This is a genomic window from Streptococcus sp. 3.1, assembly GCF_016648915.1.
Classification (GTDB): Bacteria; Bacillota; Bacilli; order Lactobacillales; family Streptococcaceae; genus Streptococcus; species Streptococcus salivarius_E.
On sequence record NZ_JACLQV010000019.1, the window covers coordinates 1 to 13,247 of the forward strand.

Consider the following 13,247-nt stretch of genomic DNA (forward strand, 5'->3'; position numbering starts at 1 on the left):
TTATTATGTACGACTGACCTTCAAAAACAGACACTTTTTTAGATATTTAACCTGTCTACTTGACAGGGGGCATATCATATTTATTTCGATGGCTTAAGATATAGTTTTAACCTAGAATATATCCTTAAAGAAGGTGAAAATTTTAAATTTAGTAACTCTGCTAAAAGTACCTTAGAAAAAGTAAGGAATACAATCTTAGAGGATCGTTTTGATATTGCTAATATAGATTTTTACACTACCATTACAGAGTATCATCATAGTCTACTAATATCTACTAAGCACTTTTTTGAAGTGTATGAAAGTATCTTAAAAGGGAAATTTACTAAATACAAGGAATTAATTGAAAAATATAAAAATGACGATGACACACTGTATCTTAATTTAGGCAATGAAATTCACTCAAACTTCCCTAAGGATATATTGAAATGGATAAATTCTCTAGATAATTTTATTCAGGAAAGCTTATCCTTTTATGAACAACAATTTACTTAATATAGAACCGTATTATTACGGTTCTTTTTTATAAGGAGGACATTATGCAGGTAACATTACCAGAAGAACAGACACAAGAAATTCAAAAAATGATTGCAACTCTTATCAAAGATGAGATTCATCATTTCAAAGAAGATATGGGATTAGATACTCCATTTCTGAACAAAAAACAAACGTGCCATTATCTTGGAGTTTCACATAATCCCCTTGATATCTGGATTGCAATGGGATTACCCTATATTCGAATTGGAAAATCCATTCGTTTCAGCAAAGAAAGTATCAATCAGTGGATGACTCGACTAGAGATAAGCGCATAAGGAGGCAAAAATGGGCATTTCAAAAACAAAAAATGGATCTTATAGGCTAAGGGTGTACATACCCGATGACGTCCAAGGAAAGTTAGGAATTGGTAAACGATTTGAAAAAAGATTCAAAACTCGCAGAGAGGCAAAGGAAGCAGAAATTAAGTTAGCTGTTGACATTGAAAATGCACGTTTAGGAAGATTTTCTACTTTATCTCAAAGAAAAGGAGACATCCTATTTAAAGATTTTTACAAAGACATTTGGCTAGAACCCTATAAAGCAGGACAAGCTACTGCTACTATTAAACCACCTACAGCAGTAACTGTCTTTCAAACAGAAAATCTCTTTCGTTTGCAAATTCTTCCAGTCCTAGGTAATTATTCTATTGATCATCTCAATGAAAATAAACAACTAGTTTTGTCACTTCTTACTCCACTATCGAATTCTTATGCCAACTTTAAATCCATTAGAGGGTACGTCAATTCTGTCTTGGACTGGGCAGAAGAGCTTGAATATATTCAAGTCAATAAGGTAAAAAAGACAATCAGTAGAATTAAAGCTAATAAAAAATTAGCCCTCAAAGAAAGTAAAAAGTTTGAAGACCTAGCATTAAATGAGGAAGAACTTAAACAATGGCTACAAGCATTTGATGACGATCTAAAAAATGATCGAATGGAATTAAAAGATTATGCTTTGTTCTATACGACATTCTTTTTATCAGATAGAAAATCAGAAACCTACGCTCTCCAATGGAAACATATCAATTTTGAAAAAAATGAAATTCTCATTGAACAAGCATTAGACAAATTCGGAAATGTTAAATCAACTAAAGGAAATAAAAAAACTCTATTTAAAGCACCTAAAGAACTAATGAATATCCTGACCGATTGGAAAATAGAACAAAAAAAGCAACTAAAGCTGTTTGGAATCAGACAGAATGAAAAGCAATTCGTTTTCACATACAATAATAGAACAAACGGTATTAACGTTCCACTTCATATTGATTATCTTAATCATCGAATGAATTCTATTCGAAGAAGACATCCGGAACTTCCTCCAGCATCTCCTCACAAATTAAGACACACCGGAGCAACTCTGGCAAGACAGGCTGGAACATCATTAAATGCTATTTCAGAAGCACTTACTCATAGTGACATCCAAATAACGAAGACTTATGTCAATACTACTGAAACAGTAAATCAAACAGCAGGAGAAATAGCCTTTAGAAGTCTCAAAAAGTAATAGGGTGAACTTGGGGTGAATTTTGGGGTGAACTTTAGTTTTTTGAACAAAAAAAGACATCCAAGAAATAATTCTTGAATGTCTGTAAACGTTGATATAATCGTGTTGATTAACGTTTTGAGTGCAGTGGTTGCCATCCAATCAAACATCGCTTCGCTTGTTTTCTTGGGGCAACTGTGCATAGCATATCTCTATGCGACTAAAGTCGCTAGAGCTATCCTAATTGCGCACCGCCAGTTCTCATAGAAAAAAACACCTTGCAAGATGCAAAGTGTTTTCGTTTGTATTCTGCTGTCCAGCAACGAATTAACGTTTAGAGAACTGGCTAGCTTTACGAGCCTTTTTCAAGCCTGTTTTCTAGTATTTTTATATCTATTGGCAGATTATCCGACTTATCCCCATCAACATCTGACTCTAACTCAACCTCTGAAGAAATCCAAATATTGCGTGCTTTGATATATTCGATATTATTGTTATCTACTAGATCCCCTTTTAATAAATCTGGGATAGCCGATAATTTAGAAATGATGGATGCATCCTTTAAAATCAAGATATTTCCATATCCATCTGTATTTTCATCAAATAGTTTTTTGTCTGCATAGTAATTAGATAGAAGAACTAAGACCTGAGTAGCTTCACCTTCATAATTGCCATTTTCGCTTTCAAAAGGTAATAATTGCTTGTTCATAGCTTGGCGAATCAGTTGCACCAGCCAAATTAATTGTCTTGACCGACGAATAAAGCGACTTCTTTCAAGGATTCGACCATAAGGAAACAGTTGGCAGATTCTATAAAAGTGTCGTTGTGATTCGGCACGCTCATCAGACTCACTACACAGAGCTGGTACATAATATCTGCTATAATTTTCTGGAAGATTTGGTCAAGCGGTCTTTTAGCCGTGTGACAGGCATACAGGAAAAACACTATTTATTTACTTTTTGCACGGGAGGCTTTAAGAATCTGATGGACATCTTTCTTGATAGTCACTCAGAGTCTCCAGAGTGTCTGGGCTGGGATATGGCAAAGATATACCGCTACTGAAACTGTTCTTTGACGCTGATAAACGCGACATATCAATTAAAATGTCGCACTAAAATGATTGAAAAGTGATTGAAACTGTGTTAAAATGTACGTGTATATTTAGAAAAGAGGTACTGACTATGGAAAACTTGGTAATTTCAATCTTTAACACCGAAAGCGAAGCTTATCAGTCCTTTGCGGATTTGAAGGCTTTCCGCCAAACTCCGACAACCAAGGTTGCTCAAATCGCTCTGGTCAAGAATGAAAACAGTCATATCGTTGAAAAAGAGCGCTATGATTTTGAAGACTCATCGACGAATGGAGCCTTAAAGGGTGGCTTGGTCGGTGCTGTTGTCGGCCTTTTAGGTGGTCCCATCGGTGTCTTGTTTGGCTATAGTTTTGGTAGCCTCTATGGTCTGGCTGTTGGTGACACCGTTGACACGACAGAAGCTGGCTTGATTGACGTTGTGTCTCAAAAATTGACCGACGGCGAAACAGCCGTTGTCGCCTTGGTGCAAGAAAACAACGAAGCAGTCATCGATGCTTACTTCACCAAGTACGACACCCAAATCTTGCGTTGGGATGTGGCAACCGTCGTAGCTGAAGTTGAAGCAGCCCTGCAAGTCCAAGAAGACCTCTACAACCAAGCGCGTGCGCAAATGAAGGCTGAACGTAAAGCAGAGCGCAAGGCCAAAATTGAAGAGTTCAAGGCAAACATCAAATCAAAATTTGATAAATTGAAAGCCTAACGTCTAAGCGTCTCATAAATTTAAATGTGACTGAGACGCCATTTAAAATTTATGTGCGTCGGATTCTCACAGTTAAATAATTGCGTTGACAAAGCCGTTACAGCCGTTCTTCCATTCTTTGAAAAGAATGTTTAATAGACAAGAAATCTGGACTAGTATTGGTCTGGATTTTTTTGTGAATATAGAGGTCATAGCTTTTTGACTATGCTTTGTTATAATTAGAAAGATTTTAAGTTTTATCAAGATGAAATCAGTCAGACGCAGGCATCCTGAACTAGCACCAGCATCACCACACAAACTAAGACATACTGGTGCTACTCTTGCTAAACAAGCAGGTGTTTCTCTTGAAGCCTTCTCAGAAGCTCTTACTCATAGTAATAAAGAGATTACAAAAACTTACGTTAATATCAAAGATAAAGTCAATCAGACTGTAGGTGATATTGCTTTTCGTAGTTTAAAAAATTGATGGGGTGAATATGGGGTGAATTTTGGGGTGAACTTTGATTTTTTGAAACAAAAAAGACATCCAAGAAATAATTCTTGAATGTCTGTAAACGTTGATATAATCGTATTGATTAACGTTTTGAGAATTGTGATGCTTTACGAGCTTTCTTAAGACCTGGTTTCTTACGTTCAACCATACGTGCATCACGAGTAAGAAGTCCAGCGCGTTTCAATGAATCGCGGAAGTCTGGATCTACTTGAAGAAGTGCACGAGCGATACCGTGACGGATCGCACCTGATTGACCAGCGTATCCACCACCTACAACGTTAACGTGTACGTCGTATGAACCTTCAGTTGAAGTAACTGCGAAAGGTTGGTTGATAACGAGACGAAGGTCTGCGTGTGGGATGTATTCTTCTACATCTTTTTTGTTAACTGTGATTTTACCAGTACCTGGAACCAAACGTACGCGTGCAACGGCGTTTTTACGGCGTCCTGTACCTGCATATTGTGCTTGTGCCATTATATTAGTGCTCCTTTCCTCTTAGAATTAGATAAGTCCTGAGATATCAAGTACTTCTGGTTGTTGTGCAGCGTGAGTGTGCTCACCGCCAACGAAGACTTTCAATTTCATACCTTGTGCGCGTCCAAGAGTGTTGTGTGGAAGCATACCTTTAACTGATTTTTCAATCAAACGAACAGCGTTTTTAGAACGAAGTTCACCTGCTGAGATTTGTTTCAATCCACCTGGGTACATTGAGTGAGTGTAGTAGATCTTATCAGTTGCTTTTTTACCAGTCAATTTAACTTTTTCAGCATTGATAACGATTACGAAGTCACCTGTATCAGTGTGTGGTGTGAAAGTTGGTTTGTTTTTTCCGCGAAGTACGCTAGCAACTACTGCAGAAAGACGTCCAAGTGGCACATCAGTTGCGTCAACGACATACCATTTACGTTCAACTTGGCCTGGTTTAGCCATAAATGTTGTTTTGTTCATGATTTCTCCTATATATAGTTCGATTTTTGTTTACGAGTGATGGGTGTTCCTTCCCATCGAAAAGTATTTGGAAGGTTCCGGGGCCTTTCAAATGGGGTAAACAATACCGTTTAACATAATATCAAAAAAACACGTCCAAGGCAAGTCATTTGGAGGTGTTTTTCTTTTATTTTTTGTATTTTTTTAGTCTCTAATTTTATAAGGTGTAAGACTAGAAATCATACCTAATTAACCTCTAAGGGGGTACAAATTAATCCTCAGATTCCCAAAAAAGCTGGTCTAAAGTTTTGTCCAGAGTTTTGCAGATAGCAATACACAGATTTATAGTCGGGTTGTAGTCTCCCTTTTCAATAGCTGAGATAGTCTGACGAGAGACTCCTATAGCATCTGCCAACCCCTGTTGAGTGAGATCCTTTGCTACACGCGCTGACTTCATTTTTAAATTTTTCATTTAAAAAACCTACTCTTCGTCTTCCTGTTCTTCCAGACGGTTCTTCTTGATTCTTTTAATAATAACCCAGCAGTCACAAATAAGGGTCAAACCCAATGTCAAAAATGCTACACTACTCATAAGATTCTTCCCTATCTTAAACGACTGAAATAGACTTAAGAGGCCCATTAGCAATATAAAAATTCCCAAAAAACACATTACCCAGGAAATTATAAGCATCTTCTTCTCAAGTTTTTTGTCTAGCAACCATGGATGCCCATTACGTGATACGCTGTGAACTAATACTAGGCACATAGAACCAAAGAAAGTGATGATTAATAGTGACTGCACTAATTCGACGGAGTGTGTCTTGCTAGCAACCATAATCGTTACAAATATACCAAGCATGGCTACCCAATAACCTCTAGCAGAAGATTCTCCGCTGATCAACTGAGCACGTTCATCCATCGTGCTAGCTACTTTTTTCTTTGACTTTTTCATTTTGTTTCCTCCATTTTCTAGATTCATTATAGCATTATTTTACACTATGTCAAATATATCATTCATTTTGTATGGATTATCTTTTGATATTCTATTAATCTATCATTTCAGAAAACAAAAAATCAGATAGGAAATCCTATCTGACACTATTTCTATCTAGCTTCTTTACCAATCGTAAAGACAGCTAAGGTATCTGGTCCGACGTGGGTAGAGATGACTGGTCCAAGTGGCATAATAAGCACTTGCTCAATGCCGTCAACTGCTAATAATTGTTCTTTTAGATTCTTCGCTGCTTCAATATCATTGGCATAAGCGACAATTGCTGTGCTATGTCCAATATCCTGGGTAGCTTGTAGGACCATTTCTTTAATGGCTTTTTTACGTCCACGGATTTTGGCCAGAGGAACCAACTTACCTGAAGCGTCCAGCCAAAGAAGAGGCTTGATATTAATCAAACTACCAATAATGGCTGAGCTCTTAGAAAGGCGACCCCCACGCATGAGATGGTAGAGATCATCAACTAAGAAATAGGTCCGTAAACGTGGCAGAATGTCCTCAATCATGGCTTTCGTTTCAGACAAGCTCTTACCTTGATCACGAGCTTCTGCCGCCAAGATAGAGAGATAACCTTCCCCACCTGCTGCCGCCAGGGTATCTACAATCTCAATGACAGCTTCTGGGTATTCATCCAAAATCATGTCACGCGCTATAACAGCACTTTGATAAGTACCTGAAAGCACTGATGAGAAGGCAATATAGAGAAGAGCATCACCATTTTTGGCATGACGACGAAAAACCTCTTCAAATTGACCAACATTCACCTGGCTTGTGGTTGGCTGACTGCCTTCCTGCATACGTTCCAAGAGATGGCCACTCGTTAAACGGTTAGGGCCAACGGTCTCATAGGCAATATCATCAAGCGTAATGGTCAAACCAACGAGCTCTACCTTATTCTCCTGAGCCCATTTTTCATCTAGATCTGCTGTGGAATCTGTCAAAATGTTAAATGTCATATGTCCCTCTATTCTATTTCATTTAAAAGGTCCTGTAATTTCCCTAATTGTGCATCGTCCCATGGACGTAGTTTTGGTGTCTTTAAGTCAATATGTGCCGACATCTTGTCTAAGTCAGACTTAACAGTATTGACACGCTCTTCCAACTCACGCGCCGAAACACGTAAAGCTCCTTGTGAAAAGATAGCCCACTGTTCATTTAAGTCACTAGTTGCTACTTCAACTAAATTTTGAACAGTATTCATCTCAGCCGCTGCGCGCTCAATATAGCTATCTGCTGTCTCATCTTCCTCAGTAAAAATAACACTGATACGATACTGATCATAACGCTGACGGCTCCCTGGAACAAACTGAGCATCAAACACACAGATAATATCAATATGTTCAAAGTTAGCATAATGATTGAGCTTACGAAGCAATGTTTCACGAGCTTCATCAAGCTGATTGGTCTTAAAGAGTTGACGGGTTTCTTGCCAAAAGGCAATCATATTATAACCATCAACTAGAAGTATTCTTTTTTTCATAGTTACAATCGGTTTCGATAAACTTCATACATGAGAACTGCAGCTGCCACGCTAGCGTTAAGGCTCTGCACGTGACCACTCATAGGAATAGTAATCATCTCATCCACTTGTTTCTTGATGTTAGCAGAGATTCCCTTGCCTTCATTACCAATGATAAGGGCAACCTTTCCAGCTGTGTTCCATTTATGAGATGGGGTGCCATCCATATCTGTTCCAAATACCCAGAAGCCTGCTTCTTTAAGTTTATCAAGAGTTTGGCTAAGATTGGTCACTCGGGCAATGGGAATATGTTCCACTGCCCCTGTTGATGTCTTGGCAACGACAGGTGTTACCCCCACAGCACGATGCTTAGGAATAATAACTCCTGTCACCTGAGTAGCATCAGCTGTACGTAGGATAGAACCAAAGTTATGAGGGTCGTTGAGTCCATCTAAAATGAGGACTAGAGGATTCTCCTCTTGTTCAGCCTTATCCATAATAACTGAGAGCTCAGAGTAAGCGAACTCTGACACACGAAGAACAAAACCTTGATGCACAGCTCCACCTGTCATATCAGACAAGGTTTTCTTAGGTGTCCAAGAGATGGAGACCTTCTTTTCAGCTGCCAAGGCCTTAATGGCATCAACATTTTTCCCTCGAAGATCATCTTGAATATAGAGTTTATTTCCAGTATTTGCTTCCAGACTCTCTGTTACGGCATGCACACCATAAACAATGTCTAGACTTGATTCTTTAGTTGTTTTCATAAGCTAATTCTATCATAAAAAAAGCCCTCTTACGAGGGCAAAGCATGTTAAATAAATGTAATTGCTGCTAGGTAAAGCACTAGAAGAACGAGAACAACAGTTGCAGCAGCCAAAGCTTGCTTACCAATTGTATCTGGATCTGAGATTGATTCTGCAATCTTTCTCGCAGCTTGAGTAATGGTTTTACCTGCTGCTTGGAAGATATCAATTGAACCTGTGCTTGTTGAACTATTTCCAGAAATTGCTGAAGACCAACCACTCAAAACCTCAGCAATTTGTTCTGCTAATTGCTGTGTTAGCGCTCTAGTTGTCTCAGCCAACTCATTAACAGCCGTAGCTTGTATATGATTGGCGGTTTCAGTGTAGCTATTTGCACTGGTATTATAAGTAACCGGTACAGTCGTTGTTGTCGTTGTTGATGAATACTGATTCCTACGGTAACTATCCGGTGTCACTGGACGCTCGCCTTCATTGAAGACGCTAAAAGTCTGTGTCAGATAATGAATATTGTTATTCGTATCAATCAACTCAAAGGTCATTTTATGAATACCAGTCGTTTGCTCTGCCAAATGGTAGGCACTCAAACCAGCATTGACCTCATCCAAAGTTCCTTCAACAAAGTAGCTATGATGAATTTGTTTGCCATCAAGGACTAGATTAAGGCCCTTAATCTTCTTACCTTCCATCTTGTTAACATCAAAGTTGACGTTAAAGATTTCACCACGTGCTAAATAAAGAATATCTGTATTCCCTGTAACAGCAGGTTGATCTTCAAGAAGCGCTCCAGTACTATCTCGTTTTGGAACAACGGTGTATACTTCAGAAGTGATTGGAGTTGCTAAGATTTCTGAGATGAGTCCATCCGTAAAGGTTACCTCTGACGAATAGGTCAAACTCTCACTTTGCAACATAGAAACCACTTCAGAAGTTTTAAAGACCTCAGAAGTTGATGATGAATCTTTCCAGCCAACCGTAAGGACAGTTAAGCTATCTTCTGAATTATTATTTAACTGACTCGTTTCTGGAGCGGTAGATGCAAGAGAGCTTGCAGTACTTGCAGACTCAGAAGCGACTTCAGAAGTTGCAATAGCTTGGCTAGTAGGAGTCGCACTTACAGATGTCGTATGAGAATCCAGTGAAGAATACTCTGATTTTTCAATAACTGCATGTGTATTTCCAGCAAGTTCAGATGTATATAAGGTGCTTTCACTCTTATACATTGAAGTCACAGCTTGAGACTCTGCAGTCGCTGTAGCCTCACGAGACTTATCATAAGTAAGCACAATATTTGGTTTTGCTTGTTCAGAATCAGATGTTAGGTTTGCATCTCCTCGTTCAGATGCCGCTACTGATCGATCCTCACCAAAAGCCTGGGCACGAGCCTCTTCTGAATGAGGTGTCGTCGTAGAAACGCTAGTCTCCACGATATCAACTTGAGAATGTACCTCAAGAAGCCCCTCATCTGTCTCACTTGAAGAGACAACCATCAGTGATGTTGAGGTCACTACTGAACTTACTTGACTCGCTGGCTCTGCCTTAGCTCCTACTGATGAAAAATCAGCCTGAGGAGCAACTGGAGCCGGTGCCTCACTATTAACATAATCTATTTTAGCTTCATCAGGTTTTACCTGAACTTCATCTGCTTTACCTGTTTGAAGCGTAAAGCTAGATAAAATCAAAGCAGCAAAAGTTGTATAGAAAACTTTTTTCTTAGCTATTTCCATTCACCTCCTCATTTTTTAGATGGCCTCATTTACTAATATTATAGACTTTTTTTTTACTTTCTGTCAAATTAGTTTTATTAAAAAACGCTATAATATCGGGGTTTTACACGTGTCAGACATCCCTTAACTTTCTCATTTTCAAGGTGCTAAATATTAGTTTCATCTTATTTTTCATTGTCAAGACGCTGAATTACTTTGATTTTCAAATAATCTAAATTTTGAAACTCTGGCTAACTGTTACAATTTTTATAGCCTTTAAAAAATAACAAAAAATCCTGCTCTCGGCAGAATTTTTAGATTTCTTTTTCAACTTCGTCAATACACCAAGCAATTAGTGCCTCTAAGCGAGCAATATCCTCGGTCATATGAAGATAGCCCATGACTGCTTCGAAGCCTGTTGACATTTTGTAGGTAATGACATCTGTATTTTTAGCCTTGGTATGGCTATTCGCATTACGACCTCGTTTATAGATATCTAGCTCTTTTTCAGTCAAAAGCTCTTGCTCTAGCATTTTTTCAATGAGACTAGCCTGCGCCTTTGCCGACACATAGCGTGTAGCTAGACGGTGCAATTGATTTGGCTTGGTCTGACCTTGAAAAATCAGGTGACGGCGAATGTACAAGGAATAAACAGCATCTCCCTCAAAAGCGAGAGCAATACCATTAATAAGGTTGACATCAAGGTGTTTAGTCACGTGTCCACCTCACACCATCCTTGGTATCAAGAAGTTTGATACCTTGAGCAGCTAACTCATCGCGAATGCGGTCTGCTGTCGCAAAGTCCTTGTTGGCCCGCGCTGCTTGACGCTCTTCAATGAGTTTTTCGATATCTTCATCAAGGACTTCTTCTTCGAAAACAATACCGAAGACTTGGAGCATTTTTTCAAAAGCATCCTTAACGGTTTGGTCATAATTGCCTGAATTAATCCATTTGGCCATGTCAAACAGAACAGTCACACCATTCGCTGTATTAAAGTCATCATCCATAGCTTCTTGGAAGGCTTCAAGATAAGTTTGCAACTCATCTTGATTCACCTGATCTGTCAAGGGAAGACTGTGGGTGTTTTTCAAATACTTAAGATTGACTTCAGCATCATGAATAGCTTTTTCAGTAAAGTTAATTGGCTTACGGTACTGTTGTGTTGCTAGGAAGAAGCGAAGCACTTGACCATCGACTGTCTTAAGCATATCATGAACCGTTACAAAGTTACCTAAGGATTTTGACATTTTCTCATTGTCCACATTGACAAAACCGTTGTGCATCCAGTAGTTGGCGAAGGTCTTGCCAGTTTTGGCTTCTGATTGTGCAATTTCATTGGTATGGTGTGGAAACTCAAGGTCTGCCCCTCCACCATGGATGTCGATGGTATCTCCAAGGATTTCAGTCGCCATAACTGAACATTCGATGTGCCAACCAGGACGACCAAGTCCCCACGGGCTGTCCCAAGAAACTTCTCCCTCTTTGGCAGCTTTCCAAAGGGCAAAATCCAGAGGATTCTCCTTACGTTCTGTTTCAGCATCCGTACGTCCGCTTGCACCAATTTCAAGATCTTCCAAAGTCTTGTTAGCTAATTTAGCATAGTTGTTTGACTTAGCTACTCGGAAGTAAACATCACCTTCAGAGACATAGGCGAATCCTTTGTCAACCAAGGTTGACACAAATGCAATGATTTCATCCATGTAGTTAATAACACGAGGATTTTGTGTCGCTGGTTTAATGCCAAGCTGTGCAGTATCTTCCATAAAAGCTGCGATAAACTTGTCCGACAATTCTTTAGTTGAAATACCAGCTTCATTGGCTGCCTTGATAATCTTATCATCTACATCCGTAAAGTTAGAAATATAGTTGACTGTGTAGCCACAATACTCAAAATAACGACGAATAGTATCAAAAGCTACTGCTGAACGGGCATTTCCGATATGAATATAATTGTAAACTGTTGGTCCGCAGACATACATATTGACAACATTTTCTGTCAAAGGTACAAAATCACGGAGCGAACGCGTCATCGTATCATAAATTTTAATCACTAGAGATTCCTTTCAATTAACTGGAAACTATTTTTTATCCTTGATATGGTTTAGGTATAAACACAAGAGTATCACAAGAATGATAATCCATATAGCCGCAACTAGCTGACCTTGAGCCAAGAGAGACATAGCTGAAAGGAAACTCCCAACTATATAGAAGACCAAAAAAGGATTGTTTTTGAATAAATTTTTCATAACTCAAGTATTACTTGTGACGTTGCTTAAAAACAAGACCAGCCCATAAAAGAGCAATGCAAAACCACAAGGCTGCCATGCTATAGTCTGCTCTATGTAAAGCAATGTAAACAAGGGCAAGAGGGCCCACGACCGTCAATCGAGTCACCTTTGAACTAAATAGTTTCATCGTTTCCTTTCCTTATAGCCGTGATGAGTGGAAGCTAGCTGCTTTTAGAAGGTCTTCTAGTTTTTCGCTATAGTATTCACGTCCTTCTTCAATATCGTGAATAACTTCTTCATCCTTTTGACCATGAACACGCACAACCTTAGCAGGAACACCAACGACTGTAACATCTTCTGGGACATCCGCAACAACCACAGCTGCCGCACCGACCTTAGAATTCTTTCCAATCTCAATAGGGCCTATGACCTGAGCATGGGCTGAAACCAAGGCACCCTCACGAACGGTTGGGTGACGTTTTCCGACATCTTTACCAGTACCACCTAAAGTGACACCGTGGTAAAGCATAGCACCCTTCTCCACAACAGCTGTCTCACCAATGACAAGGCCTGAGCCATGGTCGATGAAAACACCTTCAGCAATCTGAGCCCCTGGGTGAATCTCGATTTGAGTCCAGAAGCGCCAAAACTGACTATGCATACGCGCTAAGAGTCGACAATGGTGGCGCCAGAGAAAATGTGAGATACGATGAGCAGCCAAGGCTTTTAATCCAGGGTAGGTTAAAAGAACCTCCAGACTCGTCCGAGCTGCTGGGTCATTTTTCTTTACTATATCAATACTTTCTTTCCACCAACCCATTTAGGTCACTCCTTACATCATTATTGCTATTAT

The 13,247-nt window shown here is 39.2% G+C and carries 15 protein-coding genes and 2 pseudogenes; 4 read left to right on the forward strand and 13 right to left on the reverse strand.

The window, feature by feature from the left end; all coding sequences use genetic code 11:
• Positions 1-536: 536 nt before the first annotated feature.
• Positions 537-809, forward strand: a complete 273-nt coding sequence (locus tag H7U02_RS09490) for a helix-turn-helix domain-containing protein (protein ID WP_201043264.1) — start codon at positions 537-539, stop codon at positions 807-809.
• Between the two features lie 10 nt (positions 810-819).
• A complete protein-coding gene (locus H7U02_RS09495) occupies positions 820-2,037 on the forward strand; it encodes a tyrosine-type recombinase/integrase (protein ID WP_037611323.1) in 1,218 nt (405 codons plus the stop codon).
• Between the two features lie 331 nt (positions 2,038-2,368).
• On the opposite strand, the pseudogene H7U02_RS09500 reads toward H7U02_RS09495, so the two are convergent.
• Both H7U02_RS09500 and H7U02_RS09505 read right to left on the reverse strand, forming a co-directional pair.
• Positions 2,369-2,701, reverse strand: a pseudogene (locus H7U02_RS09500) (diacylglycerol kinase family lipid kinase); the annotation flags it as partial.
• Between the two features lie 3 nt (positions 2,702-2,704).
• Positions 2,705-2,848: pseudogene (locus H7U02_RS09505) on the reverse strand (IS982 family transposase); the annotation flags it as partial.
• Between the two features lie 349 nt (positions 2,849-3,197).
• On the opposite strand from H7U02_RS09505, the gene H7U02_RS09510 reads away from it, so the two are divergent.
• Both H7U02_RS09510 and H7U02_RS09515 read left to right on the forward strand, forming a co-directional pair.
• A complete protein-coding gene (locus H7U02_RS09510; protein WP_195950897.1) occupies positions 3,198-3,806 on the forward strand; it encodes a DUF1269 domain-containing protein in 609 nt (202 codons plus the stop codon).
• Between the two features lie 244 nt (positions 3,807-4,050).
• Positions 4,051-4,272, forward strand: coding sequence for a tyrosine-type recombinase/integrase (locus H7U02_RS09515; RefSeq protein ID WP_201043268.1), 222 nt, complete (start codon positions 4,051-4,053; stop codon positions 4,270-4,272).
• A gap of 109 nt (positions 4,273-4,381) precedes the next feature.
• On the opposite strand, the gene rpsI is transcribed toward H7U02_RS09515, so the two are convergent.
• The 11 genes from rpsI to cysE form a co-directional block, all read right to left on the reverse strand.
• Positions 4,382-4,774: a 30S ribosomal protein S9 gene (rpsI, locus tag H7U02_RS09520; protein ID WP_002888293.1), complete on the reverse strand. Its 393-nt coding sequence runs from the start codon at positions 4,772-4,774 to the stop codon at positions 4,382-4,384.
• A gap of 27 nt (positions 4,775-4,801) precedes the next feature.
• A complete protein-coding gene (rplM, locus tag H7U02_RS09525; protein WP_002886374.1) occupies positions 4,802-5,248 on the reverse strand; it encodes a 50S ribosomal protein L13 in 447 nt (148 codons plus the stop codon).
• A gap of 250 nt (positions 5,249-5,498) precedes the next feature.
• Positions 5,499-5,699: a helix-turn-helix transcriptional regulator gene (locus H7U02_RS09530; protein ID WP_002886373.1), complete on the reverse strand. Its 201-nt coding sequence runs from the start codon at positions 5,697-5,699 to the stop codon at positions 5,499-5,501.
• Positions 5,700-5,708: 9 nt separating this feature from the next.
• Positions 5,709-6,179 (reverse strand): hypothetical protein, encoded by a 471-nt coding sequence (locus H7U02_RS09535; RefSeq protein WP_201043271.1) that lies wholly within the window; start codon positions 6,177-6,179, stop codon positions 5,709-5,711.
• Between the two features lie 152 nt (positions 6,180-6,331).
• Positions 6,332-7,192, reverse strand: coding sequence for a DegV family protein (locus tag H7U02_RS09540; RefSeq protein WP_201043273.1), 861 nt, complete (start codon positions 7,190-7,192; stop codon positions 6,332-6,334).
• 8 nt (positions 7,193-7,200) lie between these two features.
• Positions 7,201-7,716 carry an NYN domain-containing protein gene (locus tag H7U02_RS09545; protein ID WP_002889631.1) on the reverse strand — a complete coding sequence of 172 codons (516 nt, stop codon included), beginning with the start codon at positions 7,714-7,716 and terminating at the stop codon, positions 7,201-7,203.
• Positions 7,717-7,718: 2 nt separating this feature from the next.
• Positions 7,719-8,462: a 23S rRNA (guanosine(2251)-2'-O)-methyltransferase RlmB gene (rlmB, locus tag H7U02_RS09550; RefSeq protein ID WP_002886369.1), complete on the reverse strand. Its 744-nt coding sequence runs from the start codon at positions 8,460-8,462 to the stop codon at positions 7,719-7,721.
• A 47-nt stretch (positions 8,463-8,509) separates the two neighbouring features.
• Entirely contained in the window at positions 8,510-10,186 is a 1,677-nt protein-coding gene (locus H7U02_RS09555; protein ID WP_201043274.1) for a hypothetical protein, read from the reverse strand.
• Positions 10,187-10,479: 293 nt separating this feature from the next.
• Entirely contained in the window at positions 10,480-10,881 is a 402-nt protein-coding gene (locus tag H7U02_RS09560; protein WP_110981024.1) for a Mini-ribonuclease 3, read from the reverse strand.
• Complete coding sequence (gene cysS, locus H7U02_RS09565; protein ID WP_201043275.1) at positions 10,874-12,217, reverse strand: cysteine--tRNA ligase; 1,344 nt, start codon at positions 12,215-12,217, stop codon at positions 10,874-10,876. Before cysS ends, H7U02_RS09560 begins: the two co-directional genes overlap by 8 nt.
• Positions 12,218-12,593: 376 nt before the next feature.
• Positions 12,594-13,214 carry a serine O-acetyltransferase gene (gene cysE / locus H7U02_RS09570; protein WP_014633706.1) on the reverse strand — a complete coding sequence of 207 codons (621 nt, stop codon included), beginning with the start codon at positions 13,212-13,214 and terminating at the stop codon, positions 12,594-12,596.
• Positions 13,215-13,247 lie beyond the last annotated feature (33 nt).

What these genes read in the sequence shown, in the direction of transcription:
- H7U02_RS09490 (WP_201043264.1), top strand. Translation starts at nt 537, where the DNA reads ATGCAGGTAACATTACCAGAAGAACAGACACAAGAAATTCAAAAAATG.
- H7U02_RS09495 (WP_037611323.1), top strand. Translation starts at nt 820, where the DNA reads ATGGGCATTTCAAAAACAAAAAATGGATCTTATAGGCTAAGGGTGTAC.
- H7U02_RS09510 (WP_195950897.1), top strand. Translation starts at nt 3,198, where the DNA reads ATGGAAAACTTGGTAATTTCAATCTTTAACACCGAAAGCGAAGCTTAT.
- H7U02_RS09515 (WP_201043268.1), top strand. Translation starts at nt 4,051, where the DNA reads ATGAAATCAGTCAGACGCAGGCATCCTGAACTAGCACCAGCATCACCA.
- rpsI (WP_002888293.1), bottom strand. Translation starts at nt 4,774, where the DNA reads ATGGCACAAGCACAATATGCAGGTACAGGACGCCGTAAAAACGCCGTT.
- rplM (WP_002886374.1), bottom strand. Translation starts at nt 5,248, where the DNA reads ATGAACAAAACAACATTTATGGCTAAACCAGGCCAAGTTGAACGTAAA.
- H7U02_RS09530 (WP_002886373.1), bottom strand. Translation starts at nt 5,699, where the DNA reads ATGAAAAATTTAAAAATGAAGTCAGCGCGTGTAGCAAAGGATCTCACT.
- H7U02_RS09535 (WP_201043271.1), bottom strand. Translation starts at nt 6,179, where the DNA reads ATGAAAAAGTCAAAGAAAAAAGTAGCTAGCACGATGGATGAACGTGCT.
- H7U02_RS09540 (WP_201043273.1), bottom strand. Translation starts at nt 7,192, where the DNA reads ATGACATTTAACATTTTGACAGATTCCACAGCAGATCTAGATGAAAAA.
- H7U02_RS09545 (WP_002889631.1), bottom strand. Translation starts at nt 7,716, where the DNA reads ATGAAAAAAAGAATACTTCTAGTTGATGGTTATAATATGATTGCCTTT.
- rlmB (WP_002886369.1), bottom strand. Translation starts at nt 8,462, where the DNA reads ATGAAAACAACTAAAGAATCAAGTCTAGACATTGTTTATGGTGTGCAT.
- H7U02_RS09555 (WP_201043274.1), bottom strand. Translation starts at nt 10,186, where the DNA reads ATGGAAATAGCTAAGAAAAAAGTTTTCTATACAACTTTTGCTGCTTTG.
- cysE (WP_014633706.1), bottom strand. Translation starts at nt 13,214, where the DNA reads ATGGGTTGGTGGAAAGAAAGTATTGATATAGTAAAGAAAAATGACCCA.